Consider the following 11822-nt stretch of genomic DNA (forward strand, 5'->3'; position numbering starts at 1 on the left):
GCTCCCGGCCGCCCTGCCGCCCGCTCCGCGCCGCGAGCACCACTGAGGTCCCCGGCGCGCCGCTAGCTCGCGCGCTTACTTCTTCTTGCCGCGCTTCTCCCGCACCCGCACGGAAATGTGGATCGGCGTCCCCTCGAACCCGAACTCCTCGCGCAGACGCCGCTCCACGAAGCGCCGGTAGCCCGCCTCGATGAAGCCGGAGGCGAACAGCACGAACCGCGGCGGCTTGGTGCCGGCCTGCGTGCCGAACAGGATGCGGGGCTGCTTGCCGCCGCGCACCGGGTGCGGGTGGGAGGCGACGAGCTCGCCGAGGAAGGCGTTGAGCCGGCCCGTGGGGACGCGGGTCTCCCAGCCGGCCAGCGCCGTCTCGATCGCCGGGACGAGCTTCTCCATGTGGCGGCCGGTCCGCGCCGACACGTTGACCCGCGGGGCCCAGGCGATCTGGCCCAGCTCGGTCTCGATCTCGCGCTCCAGGTAGTAGCGGCGCTCCTCGTCGAGGGTGTCCCACTTGTTGAAGGCGACGACGACCGCGCGGCCGGCCTCGACGGCCATCGTCACGATCCGCTGGTCCTGGATGGAGATGGACTCGGACGCGTCGATCAGGATGACCGCGACCTCCGCCTTCTCGACGGCGGCGGCGGTGCGCAGCGAGGCGTAGTAGTCGGCGCCCTGCTGGAGGTGGACGCGCTTGCGGATGCCCGCCGTGTCGACGAACTTCCAGGTGACGCCGCCGAGTTCGATGAGCTCGTCGACCGGGTCACGGGTGGTGCCCGCCAGCTCGTTGACGACGACGCGCTCCTCGTTCGCGACCTTGTTCAGGAGCGAGGACTTGCCGACGTTCGGGCGGCCGATCAGGGCGATGCGGCGCGGGCCGCCGACGCCGGCGGCGCCGAAGGTCTGCGCGGGCGCCTCGGGCAGCGCCTCCAGGACGGCGTCGAGCATGTCGCCGGTGCCGCGGCCGTGCAGCGAGGAGACGGGGTGCGGCTCGCCGATGCCGAGGGACCACAGGGCGGTGGCGTCGGCCTCGCCGCTGGGGCCGTCGACCTTGTTGGCGCACAGCACGACGGGCTTCTTGGCCTTGCGCAGGAGGCGGACGACGGCCTCGTCGGTGTCGGTGACGCCGACCTTGGAGTCGACGACGAAGACGACGGCGTCGGCCGTCTCGATCGCGTACTCGGCCTGCGCGGCAACCGAGGCGTCGATGCCGAGGACGTCCTGCTCCCAGCCGCCGGTGTCGACGACCTTGAAGCGGCGGCCCGCCCACTCGGCCTCGTACGTGACGCGGTCGCGGGTGACGCCCGGCTTGTCCTCGACGACGGCCTCGCGGCGGCCGATGATGCGGTTCACCAGGGTCGACTTGCCGACGTTGGGCCGGCCGACGACGGCGAGGACGGGCAGCGGGCCGTGGCCCGCCTCCTCGATCGCGCCCTCGACGTCCTCGAGGTCGAAGCCCTCCTCGGCCGCGAGCTCCATGAACCGGGCGTACTCAGCGTCGCCGAGCGCGCCGTGATCGTGCTCCGCGCCGCCCTCGGGCTGGATCTGGTCGTTCATGAAGTCCGTACCTCGTCGTTCATCGTGGTGATCGGTGCCCGCACCCGTTCGGGGCGCGCGCACTACTGAAAGTCTCGCTCAGCGCCCGGTCAGGCGCCTGGCGTTCTCCAGGTGGGCGGTGAGCCGGTCCTGGATGCGCACGGTCGCCTCGTCCAGCGCCTTGCGCGTGCGGCGGCCGCTGCCGTCGCCCGCCTCGAAGGGGTCGCCGAAGACGACGTCGACCCGGCTGCGCAGCGGGGGCAGCCCCTTTATCAACCGTCCGGGCCGGTCCGTGCTTCCCAGCACCGCGACCGGGACGATCGGCGCGCCGGAGCGCACCGCGAAGTACGCGAGCCCGGCCCGCAGCGAGGCGAAGTCGCCCTCGCCGCGGGTGCCCTCGGGGAAGATCCCGAGGACGCCGTCGTTCCTCAGCACGTCGAGGGCGCGGGTGACGGCGGTACGGTCCGTGCCGGTCCGGTCCACCTTCACCTGGCCGATCCCGTCGAGGAAGCGGCCGAGCGGCCCGACGAACGCCTCCTGCTTGATCAGGAAGTGCGCCGGCCGCGGGGCGACGCCCATGACCATGGGCCCGTCGATGTTGTGGGCGTGGTTCACGGCGAGGATCACCGGGCCGCTCGCGGGGACCCGCCAGGACCCCAGCACGCGCGGCTTCCACAGCCCGTACATCAGACCGACGCCGATGCGCCGTCCGACCTCGGCGCCGCGCTCGGAGGGAGCGTCGCTCACCGGGAGGCCCGCTTCTCCTCGACCAGCGTGACGACGCACTCGATGACCTGCTGCAGCGTGAGATCGGTGGTGTCGACCTCGACGGCGTCGCCCGCCTTGGCGAGCGGCGACGTCTTGCGGCTGGAGTCGGCCTTGTCGCGCGCCACGAGGGCCTCCTGCGTCGCCTTGACGTCGGAGCCCTTGAGCTCGCCGGAGCGGCGGGCGGCGCGGGCCTCGGGCGAAGCGGTCAGGAAGATCTTGAGGTCGGCGTCGGGCAGCACCGTCGTACCGATGTCGCGGCCCTCGACGACGATGCCCTTCTCGGCCGAGGCGGCGATGGAGCGCTGCAGCTCGGTGATCCGGGCCCGCACCTCGGGGACGGCGCTGACGGCGCTGACCTGGGAGGTGACCTCGGTCGTGCGGATGGGACCGGCCACGTCGGTGCCGTCCACCGTGATGGTGGGGCCGGACGGGTCGGTGCCGGAGACGATGTCGGCCTTGCCCGCCACCGCGGCGACGGCGGACGCGTCGGACAGGTCGATGCCGTTGTTCACCATCCACCAGGTGATCGCCCGGTACTGGGCGCCGGTGTCCAGGTAGCTCAGTCCGAGCTGGGCGGCGACGGCCTTCGAGGTGCTCGACTTGCCCGTGCCGGAGGGTCCGTCGATGGCGACGATCACGGCTGCCGGGGTTTCCATGGGTGACGGACACCTTTCTCAGTGCACGGGGGCATGCGGACGGGGCGCGGACACGCCCCGCACAAGGTTACTGGCTCTGAGAAGCGACTCTTACTGGCACCTCTGACGGCCGCCTCTCACTGCCGCATGGCCCAGCCGCGCTCGCGGAGCGCGGCGGCGAGCTTGGGCGCGGCCGCGGGCTGCACCATGAGCTGGATGAAGCCGGCCTGCTGCCCGGTCGCGTGCTCGATCCGCACGTCCTCGATGTTGATCCCGACGGCGCCGGCGTCCGCGAAGATGCGAGCGAGCTCACCCGGCTGGTCGGAGATCAGGACGGCGACGGCCTCGTACGCGGCGGGGGCGGCGCCGTGCTTGCCGGGGACCCGGGCCTGGCCCGCGTTGCCCTTGCGCAGCATCGTCTCGACTCCGTCGGCGCCCTCGCGGCGCTTGTCGTCGTCGGAGGACTGCAGGGCGCGCAGGGCCCGTACGGTCTCGTCGAGGTCGGCGGAGAGGTCGGTGAGCAGGTCGGCGACGGGGCCCGGGTTGGCGGAGAGGATGTCGATCCACATGCGCGGGTCGGAGGCGGCGATGCGGGTCACGTCGCGGATGCCCTGGCCGCAGAGGCGGACGGCGGCCTCCTCCGCGTTCTCCAGGCGGGCGGCGACCATGCCGGAGACGAGGTGCGGCATGTGCGAGACGAGGGCGACGGCCCGGTCATGGGCGTCGGCGTCCATGACGACGGGCACGGCCCGGCACAGGGCGACCAGTTCCAGGGCGAGGTTGAGGACCTCGGTGTCGGTGTCCCGGGTCGGGGTGAGCACCCAGGGCCGGCCCTCGAAGAGGTCGGCGGTCGCGGCGAGCGGGCCGCTGCGCTCGCGGCCGCTCATGGGGTGCGTGCCGATGTAGGCGGTGAGGTCGAGGCCGAGGGACTCCAGGTCGCGGCGCGGGCCGCCCTTGACGCTGGCGACGTCGAGGTAGCCGCGGGCGACGCCGCGGCGCATGGCGTCGGCGAGCTGCTGCGCGACGTGCGCGGGCGGCACGGCGACGACGCACAGGTCGACGACGCCCTCGGGGGCCTCGGCGCTGCCGGCGCCGAGGGCGGCGGCGGTGCGGGCCTGGCCGGGGTCGTGGTCCTCCAGGTGCACGGTGACGCCGCGCGAGGCGAGCGCCAGGGCGGCGGAGGTGCCGATGAGGCCGGTGCCGATGACGAGTGCGGTTCTCACTGGGCGATGTCCTTGCGCAGGGCGGCCGCGGCGCCGAGGTAGACGTGCGCGACCTCGGACTTGGGCAGCTCGGTGTCGACGTGCGCGAGGAGGCGGACGACGCGCGGCATGGCGCCGGCGATGTCGAGTTCCTGGGCGCAGATCAACGGGACGTCCACGATGCCGAGGCCGCGGGCGGCGGCCGCGGGGAAGGCGGAGTGCAGGTCGGGGGTGGCGGTGAACCAGATGGAGATCAGGTCGTCGCCGGTCAGGCCGTTCCGCTCGAGGACGGCGGTGAGCAGCTCGCTGACCTGCTCCTCCATGTGCCCGGCGTCGTCCCGTTCGAGTTGGACCGCGCCCCGGACCGCTCGTACCGCCACCGTGTCACTCCTTGATCCCGCGTACGTTCTGCCATCGCCCAGCGTAATCGCGCCGGTGCGAGCGGACGCGGGGGGGCCCGCCGGGGGGGCGCGCTCCCCCCCCCAGTCGCACATAGATATCGCGCGGTTGTTTTCGCCCTCCGCCCCGCTTAGGCGCGCGGGGGGGGCCGGCGGCGGGGCGCCTCTCTGCCGCGCGCCCCGCCGGGGGTGCGGGGGTGTGGGTACGGGGATCAGAGGCGCTGTTCCCTGACGAGGTCCTCCAGGGAGGCGCCGGAGGGCACCTGGCCGTCGGGGGTGAGCCGGTCGACGACCTGCGGGAGCTGCCGGGCCACCTGCTGGGCGGCCTCGTCGCGGCTCACGCCCGCCTCGGCGGCGACCTTGTCGAGGGTGTCGTCGGGGACGGCCTGCTTGACCTGCTCGGGGGTGAGCGGCTGGTTGTCGCCGGTGCCGATCCAGGAGTCGAGCTGCCGCTGGTCGCCGAGGCCCGACTTCGTGATCATGTCCATCAGGCCGCCCAGCGGATCGGAGCCCGCCGCGCCGCCTCCGGCCCTGCCCGCGAGCACGCTCTGCAGCAGCGAGCCGAGGACATTGGCCCCGGCTCCTCCTCCGCCGCCCGCCGCGCTCCCGCCGCCTCCGCCGAGGAGACCGCCGAGCAGACCGCCCAGATCCATTCCTGCCATGACCTTGTGCCTTTCGGTGTGCCGCACACGACCACCTCAATGTCACCCGGGCCGCCCCCTGCCGCCACTCGGTGCGACCGGCGCTCGTAGGCTCCGGGCATGGAACCGGAGCGGCTGGTGCGTGATCACACGGTGTACGCGTGCGTGATGGGTTCGCGTGCCTTCGGGCTGGCCACGGAGGGCAGCGACACGGACCGGCGGGGCGTGTTCCTGGCGCCGACGCCGCTGTTCTGGCGCTTCGAGAAGCCGCCGACGCATGTGGACGGGCCGGCCGAGGAGCAGTTCTCGTGGGAGCTGGAGCGGTTCTGCTCGCTGGCGCTGCGGGCGAACCCGAACGTGCTGGAGTGTCTGCACTCGCCGATCGTGGAGCGGATCACGGACACGGGGCGTGAACTGCTCGGCCTGCGCGACGCGTTCCTGTCCCGGCAGGCGCACGACACGTTCGCCCGGTACGCGCTCGGCCAGCGCAAGAAGCTGGAGGCGGACGTGCGCACGCACGGCGCCCCGCGCTGGAAGCACGCCATGCACCTGCTGCGCCTGCTGACCTCCTGCCGGGATCTGCTGCGCACCGGGGAGCTGGTGATCGACGTGAGCGGGCAGCGGGAGGAACTGCTCGCGGTGAAGCGCGGCGAGGTGCCGTGGCCGGAGGTCGAGCGCCGGATGGCGGCCCTCGCGGCCCAGGCCGAGCAGGCCGCGGAGCACACTCCCCTTCCGGCCGAGCCGGACCGGGCCCGGGTCGAGGACTTCCTCGTCCGGACCCGGCGGGCCTCAGCCCTGGAGGCCCGCTAGCCGTACCCGGACGATCAGGTCGTCGAGCGCGTCGTACGCGCCCGGCTCGTCCGGCAGCGTGCTCGCGGCCTGCGCCGCGTCGAGCTCCGCGTGCAGCGTCTCGACGTCGGCGGCGGCCCGCTCGTGGGGGAGGTCGGTGCCGCCGTGCTCGGCGGCGGCCTTAGCCTCGATCAGCCCGGGCAGGTAGCCGGGGGCGTCGACGGCGTCGAGCAGGGTGGGCAGATGGGCCTCGACGCGGCCGGTGCGCATGAGGTGGATGCCGGTGAGCAGGACGCGGAAGGTGTAGAGCAGCGGCTTGAGTTCGCGCGTCCTGTCGTAGAGCCGCCACTGGGTGCCGGCGAAGCCGCGGTAGTGGTGGGCGTGGTGCCGGGTGAGGACGCCGGGCGCGAGCGCGACGAGTTCGGCGTGCGCCGGGCTGGTGTGCACGACGAGCGGCGAGAGCAGCTGCTCCAGGACGTAGCCGTTGCGGCGCAGCATCAGGCGGACGAACTTGCGCAGGTCGTGGGTGACGAGGTCCATCTCGACGCCGTCCTTGTCCCACATCCGTGAGCGGGTCTCGTCCGGTTCGCGCAGTCCTACGAGCGCCCGCGGCGGCAGCAGGTGGACCCCGCGCAGGTCGACGTCGGAGTCCTGGGACGGGAAGCCGTACAGGTGGGCGCCGGAGACGGTCGCGAAGAGCAGCGGGTCCGTCTGGTCGGCGACGATCGCGCCGAGGTCGGCGCCGGTGGGCAGTCCGGCGCCGGCGAGGGCGGTCGCGTCGGGGAGGGCGGTCACAGGGTGCCTCCGTCCCAGGCGGCGCCGATCGCGAGGAGTTCGTCGCGGTGCTCGACGCGCTCGACCCAGTCCTCGGGCCAGGCGTCGGTGCCGAGGTGGGCGCCCGCGAAGGCGCCGGTCAGGGCCGCGATCGAGTCGGAGTCGCCGGAGGTGCAGGCGGCCCGGCGCAGGGCGAGGACGGGCTCGTCGACGAAGAGCAGGAAGCAGAACAGGGCGGTGGCGAGGGCCTCTTCGGCGATCCAGCCGGCGCCGGTGACGAGGCAGGGGTCGATCTCGGGGTTGGGGTCGCGCAGGGCGGCCTCGAGCTTCTCGAGCACGGCGAGGCACTCGTCCCAGCCGCGGGTGACGAAGTGCTCGGGGTCCGGGTCCTGGGAGCCGCGCCACAGGTCGCCGAGCCAGTCCTCGCGGTAGACGGTGCGGCTGCGCAGGGCGTGGGAGCGCAGCTGTCCGACGAGTCCGGCCGGGTCGACGCCTTCGGCGAGGAGCTGGACGGCCCGTGCGGTGAGGTCGCTCGCGGCGAGGGCGGTGGGGTGGCCGTGGGTGAGCGCGGCCTGCAGCTGGGCGGCGCCGGAGCGCTGCGCGTCGCTCAGGCCGGGGACGAGGCCGAGCGGGGTGACCCGCATGTTGGCGCCGCAGCCCTTGGAGTGGATCTGGGTGGCCTGCTGCCAGCGGCGGTCGCTGTCGAGGAGGCGGCAGGCGGTGAGGCAGGTGTTGCCGGGCGCGCGGTTGTTGTCGGGCGAGTGGTACCAGTCGACGAACTCCTCGCGCAGCGGCCGCTCGAACCGCTTCGGGCCGAGGGTGCCGCGCCCCATGCCGGTACGCAGGGCGCGGGCGACGGCGAGTGCCATCTGGGTGTCGTCGGTGATGTGGGCCAGCGGCCGGGGCAGGTCCATGTCCCGCCAGGGGCCGAGCTTGGCGAGGATCGACGGGACGTCGTTGAACTCGGTCGGGAAGCCGAGCGCGTCCCCGAGGGCGAGGCCGACGAGGGAACCGGTGGCGGTGTTCTTGGTCGGGGCGGTCATCGGCGGGTTCCCTCCGTGGGAGCGGGCTCGGGTGCGGGGCGCAGCAGCGGTGGGTGGAGCGAGTCGGCGCCGCCGCCGCGGTAGAGGGCGGCGGGCTTGCCGCGGCCGCCGGTCAGCCGGGAGGCGCCGGGGATCTGGGCGACGAAGCCGGGGGTCGCGAGGACCTTGCGCCGGAAGTTCGCGGGGTCGAGCTCGGTGCCCCAGACGACCTCGTAGACGTGGCGGAGCTCGCCGAGGGTGAACTCGGGCGGGCAGAACGCGGTGGCGAGGCAGGTGTACTCGAGCTTGCCGCCGATCCGCTCGTGGGCGTCGGCGAGGATCCGGTCGTGGTCGAAGGCGAGGGGCCCGTGGGCTCCGGTGTCCGCGCCGCCGTACGGGATCCAGGCGGCGCGGGCCGCGTCGCCGCCGCCGTGCGCCTGCGGGGCGTCGGGGACGAGCGCGGCGAAGGCGACGGAGACGACCCGCATCCTCGGGTCGCGCCGCGGGTCGCTGTAGGTGCGCAGCTGTTCCAGGTGCAGGCCCGCCACGTCGTCGAGCCCGGTCTCCTCGGCGAGCTCGCGCCGGGCGGCGGCCTCGGCGGACTCGTCGGGCCGCAGGAAGCCGCCGGGCAGGGCCCAGCGTCCGGCGTAGGGCTCCTGGCCGCGCTCGACGAGCAGGATGTGCAGGGTGCCGGAGCGGATGGTGAAGACGGCCAGATCGACGGTGACGGCGAAGGGCTCGTAGGCGTGCTTGTCGTACGCCGGTGTGGCGTGGGCCGGTGCGCTGGGTGCGGCCGGTGTGTCGGTGCCGGGCATGCGGCGACCCCCTCCCGTTATTGGTCTACCTGACCTTAAAGGGAGGGGGTCGCCGCTCACAAGCCCTGCGGGCCTACAGGTCGACTTCCTTCATCAGCATGCCGACCTCCGTGTTCGACAGGCGGCGCAGCCAGCCGGACTTCTGGTCGCCGAGGGTGATCGGCCCGAAGGCCACCCGCACCAGCTTGTCGACCGGGAACCCGGCCTCGGCCAGCATGCGGCGCACGATGTGCTTGCGGCCCTCGTGCAGGGTCACCTCGACCAGGTAGTTCTTGCCGGTCTGCTCCACGACGCGGAAGTGGTCCGCCTTCGCGTACCCGTCCTCCAGCTGGATGCCGTCCTTGAGCTGCTTGCCCAGGTCGCGCGGGATCGGGCCGACGATGTGCGCGAGGTAGACCTTCTTCACGCCGTACTTCGGGTGGGTCAGCCGGTGCGCCAGCTCGCCGTGGTTGGTGAGCAGGATGACGCCCTCGGTCTCGGTGTCGAGCCGGCCGACGTGGAACAGCCGCGTCTCACGGTTGTTCGTGTAGTCCCCGAGGCACTGCCGGCCCTCGTTGTCCTCCATCGTGGAGACGACACCGGCCGGCTTGTTGAGCGCGAAGAACTGGTACGACTGCGTGGCGACGGTCAGCCCGTCGACCTTGATCTCGTCCTTCTCGGTGTCGACGCGCATGCCCTGCTCGAGCACGATCTCGCCGTTGACCTCGACACGGGCCTGCTCGACGAGCTCCTCACAGGCACGCCGCGAGCCGTAGCCGGCGCGGGCGAGGACCTTCTGCAGCCGCTCGCCCTCCTGCTCGGCGCCGGGGAAGGTCTTGGGCAGGTTCACCTTCGGCTTGCCCGCGTACCGCTCGCGGTTGCGCTCCTCGGCCCGCGCCTCGTACTCGCGCGAGGTCGCCGGGACCCAGCGGCCACGGCCCGTGGAGGGCTGCTGGCCGCGCTTGGGGCCGCCCTTGGCGCCGCCGCGCGCGGACGCGCCGCGGCCCGACTTCGGGCCGTCCTGGGTGCCGCCGGGGCCTACGTCGTAACGCCGCTCCTCGGGACGCGGCTTCTTCGGGCGGCCGGCGCCGCCCTGCTTGTCATCGCGGTTGTTCCCGGCGCCACGGTAGTTACCGCGGCCACCGCTGCTCCCGCCGCGGCCGCCGCTGTTGCCACCACGGCTCCCGCCGTTGTTTCCGCTGCTGTTCCTGCCGCTGCTGCTTCGCATCAAATTTCCGTCTAGTCGTCTGCGTCCTCGTACCCCGGCGCATCGGGTGCGTCCGGGTCGAACGACGGGACCCCTTCCAGCGTGTCCGCCTCGATCGCGTCCGCCTCGGGGAGGAAGGGCGCGAGCTCCGGGAGCTCGTCCAGGCCGCGCAGGCCCATCCGCTCCAGGAAGTAGTTCGTCGTCCTGTACAGGATCGCACCTGTTTCGGGTTCCGCGCCCGCCTCCTCGACGAGACCGCGCTGGAGCAGGGTCCGCATGACCCCGTCACAGTTCACCCCGCGCACGGCGGAGACCCGCGAACGGCTCACGGGCTGGCGGTACGCGACGACCGCGAGCGTCTCCAGAGCGGCCTGGGTCAGCCGCGCGACCTGCCCGTCGAGCACGAATCCCTCGACGGCGGCCGCGTACTCCGGCCGGGTGTAGAAGCGCCAGCCGCCGGCCACGGAGCGCAGCTCGAAGCCGCGGCCCTGGACGGTGTACTCGTCGGCCAGCGCGCGCAGGGCGTCCGCGACGGCCCGCTCGGGCCGCTGGAGGATCTTCGCCAGGTGCTTCTCGGTGGCGGGCTCGTCGACGACCATGAGGACGGCCTCCAGGGCGGGCTTGAGGTCGAGCCCGGCCACGCCGTCGTCGGGTACGGCACTCATACGGCCTCCTCCTGCTGCTCTCTGCGTGGTTCCTCCAGGCTTTCCGGCGCCCGGTCGAACTCGTCCGTCACGACGGGCGGGGCCCCGTCCGCGCCGCCGGTCCAGCGCACCAGGAGCTCGCCGAGCGCGGCCTCCTGGTCCAGGGCGACCGCCTTCTCCCGGTACAGCTCCAGCAGGGCGAGGAAGCGGGCCACGACCGTGAGCGTGTCGTCGGTGTCGGCCACGAGGTCCTGGAAGCTGGCCTCGCCGAGCTCGCGCAGCCGCGCGACCACCACCCCGGCCTGCTCCTGCACGCTGACCAGCGGGGCGTGGATGTGGTCCACGTAGACCTGCGGCTCGGGCTTCGGCTGCATCGCCTTCACGGCGAGCTTCGCGAAGCCCTCGGGGCCGATGCTGATGACGACGTCGGGCAGCAGCTCGGCGTGGTGCGGCTCCAGGCCCACCGTGCGCGGGTGGCGCCGCGCCTCGTCCTCGAAACGGGCGCTGAAGATGTCGGCGATCCGCTTGTACGCGCGGTACTGGAGCAGCCGGGCGAACAGCAGGTCCCGCGCCTCCAGGAGCGCGAGATCGCCCTCGTCCTCGACCTCGGCGGTGGGCAGCAGCCGCGCCGCCTTCAGGTCCAGCAGGGTCGCGGCGACGACCAGGAACTCGGTCGTCTGATCCAGGTCCCAGTCCGGCCCCATGGCGCGGATGTGCGCCATGAACTCGTCGGTCACCTTGGACAGCGCGACCTCGGTGACATCGAGCTTGTGCTTGGCGATCAGCTGCAGCAGCAGGTCGAAGGGGCCCTCGAAGTTCGCCAGCCGGACGGTGAACTTCCCGTCGTCCGCACCGGTCTCGGGCTCGGGCTCGGACGCGGGCTCCTCGGCCACCACTTCCGCGACATCCGGCTCCGCGACCGCCTCAGGCTCGGGGGCGGGCTCCTCGGCCACCGGCTCAGGTGCGGGTTCCGGCTCTCGCGGTGGAGCCGCCGCCGCGCCGCGGCCCAGCGCGCGTCGGGGCGGGCGCTCGGGCGGGGCGGGGCTCGGATCGTTCTCAGGCATCAAGGCCGGAGGCTACCGCTACCGCCCGCGCAGCCGGCGTACGAGAATGCTCGCGTCCCCGCGGGACTCCAGGTCGGCCAGGACGACGGCGACGGCCTCGCGCACGATGCGGCCCCGGTCGACGGCGAGCCCGTGCTCACCGCGCAGCACGAGGCGCGCGTGCTCGAGGTCCATCAGCTCCTCGGCGGAGACGTAGACGGTGATCTTCTCGTCGTGCCGCTCGCGGCCGCTGGGCCGGCGATTGGCGGCACGGGAGCGGCGCCGGGCCCCGGCCGCCGCGCCGCGGCCCCAGCCCGAACCGTCCTGCGCGCGGCCCGACCGGCGCCGGTCGGCCCCGGCCGCCCCCCCCCCGCG

At 73.4% G+C, this 11822-nt stretch carries 13 protein-coding genes and 1 pseudogene; 1 reads left to right on the forward strand and 13 read right to left on the reverse strand.

Annotated features, from left to right (window positions below; translation table 11 throughout):
• Nucleotides 1–75 precede the first annotated feature (75 nt).
• The 6 genes from der to ACFW9D_RS31670 all read right to left on the reverse strand — a co-directional run bounded on the left by der (nucleotide 76) and on the right by ACFW9D_RS31670 (nucleotide 5195).
• Nucleotides 76–1551 (reverse strand): ribosome biogenesis GTPase Der, encoded by a 1476-nt coding sequence (der, locus tag ACFW9D_RS31645; RefSeq protein WP_188339743.1) that lies wholly within the window; start codon nucleotides 1549–1551, stop codon nucleotides 76–78.
• Between the two features lie 78 nt (nucleotides 1552–1629).
• Nucleotides 1630–2277, reverse strand: coding sequence for a 1-acyl-sn-glycerol-3-phosphate acyltransferase (locus tag ACFW9D_RS31650; protein WP_188339742.1), 648 nt, complete (start codon nucleotides 2275–2277; stop codon nucleotides 1630–1632).
• Complete coding sequence (gene cmk / locus ACFW9D_RS31655; RefSeq protein ID WP_384627628.1) at nucleotides 2274–2954, reverse strand: (d)CMP kinase; 681 nt, start codon at nucleotides 2952–2954, stop codon at nucleotides 2274–2276. Before cmk ends, ACFW9D_RS31650 begins: the two co-directional genes overlap by 4 nt.
• A gap of 116 nt (nucleotides 2955–3070) precedes the next feature.
• A complete protein-coding gene (locus tag ACFW9D_RS31660; RefSeq protein WP_188339740.1) occupies nucleotides 3071–4156 on the reverse strand; it encodes a prephenate dehydrogenase in 1086 nt (361 codons plus the stop codon).
• Complete coding sequence (aroH, locus tag ACFW9D_RS31665; protein ID WP_188339739.1) at nucleotides 4153–4515, reverse strand: chorismate mutase; 363 nt, start codon at nucleotides 4513–4515, stop codon at nucleotides 4153–4155. The genes ACFW9D_RS31660 and aroH overlap by 4 nt, the downstream gene beginning before the upstream one ends.
• A gap of 230 nt (nucleotides 4516–4745) precedes the next feature.
• Entirely contained in the window at nucleotides 4746–5195 is a 450-nt protein-coding gene (locus ACFW9D_RS31670) for a YidB family protein (RefSeq protein WP_384627631.1), read from the reverse strand.
• A gap of 99 nt (nucleotides 5196–5294) precedes the next feature.
• On the opposite strand from ACFW9D_RS31670, the gene ACFW9D_RS31675 reads away from it, so the two are divergent.
• A complete protein-coding gene (locus ACFW9D_RS31675; protein WP_384627634.1) occupies nucleotides 5295–5984 on the forward strand; it encodes a DNA polymerase beta superfamily protein in 690 nt (229 codons plus the stop codon).
• Here the strand turns inward: ACFW9D_RS31675 and ACFW9D_RS31680 are convergent.
• The 7 genes and pseudogenes from ACFW9D_RS31680 to ACFW9D_RS31710 form a co-directional block, all read right to left on the reverse strand.
• Entirely contained in the window at nucleotides 5964–6758 is a 795-nt protein-coding gene (locus ACFW9D_RS31680; RefSeq protein WP_384627637.1) for a DNA polymerase beta superfamily protein, read from the reverse strand. The genes ACFW9D_RS31675 and ACFW9D_RS31680 overlap by 21 nt on opposite strands.
• Nucleotides 6755–7780 carry an ADP-ribosylglycohydrolase family protein gene (locus ACFW9D_RS31685; protein ID WP_384627640.1) on the reverse strand — a complete coding sequence of 342 codons (1026 nt, stop codon included), beginning with the start codon at nucleotides 7778–7780 and terminating at the stop codon, nucleotides 6755–6757. Before ACFW9D_RS31685 ends, ACFW9D_RS31680 begins: the two co-directional genes overlap by 4 nt.
• Entirely contained in the window at nucleotides 7777–8574 is a 798-nt protein-coding gene (locus tag ACFW9D_RS31690) for an NUDIX domain-containing protein (protein ID WP_384627643.1), read from the reverse strand. The genes ACFW9D_RS31685 and ACFW9D_RS31690 overlap by 4 nt, the downstream gene beginning before the upstream one ends.
• A gap of 73 nt (nucleotides 8575–8647) precedes the next feature.
• The gene (locus ACFW9D_RS31695; protein WP_188339734.1) at nucleotides 8648–9781 is read right to left on the reverse strand and encodes a pseudouridine synthase; all 1134 of its coding nucleotides are present in this window, start codon (nucleotides 9779–9781) and stop codon (nucleotides 8648–8650) included.
• A gap of 11 nt (nucleotides 9782–9792) precedes the next feature.
• On the reverse strand, nucleotides 9793–10425 hold the full coding sequence (gene scpB, locus ACFW9D_RS31700) for an SMC-Scp complex subunit ScpB (protein ID WP_188339733.1): 633 nt from the start codon (nucleotides 10423–10425) through the stop codon (nucleotides 9793–9795).
• On the reverse strand, nucleotides 10422–11468 hold the full coding sequence (locus ACFW9D_RS31705; RefSeq protein WP_384627647.1) for a segregation and condensation protein A: 1047 nt from the start codon (nucleotides 11466–11468) through the stop codon (nucleotides 10422–10424). Before ACFW9D_RS31705 ends, scpB begins: the two co-directional genes overlap by 4 nt.
• Nucleotides 11469–11486: 18 nt before the next feature.
• Nucleotides 11487–11822, reverse strand: a pseudogene (locus ACFW9D_RS31710) (hypothetical protein); the annotation flags it as partial.

The organism is Streptomyces sp. NPDC059524 (assembly GCF_042749255.1).
Lineage (GTDB): Bacteria > Actinomycetota > Actinomycetes > Streptomycetales > Streptomycetaceae > Streptomyces > Streptomyces xanthii.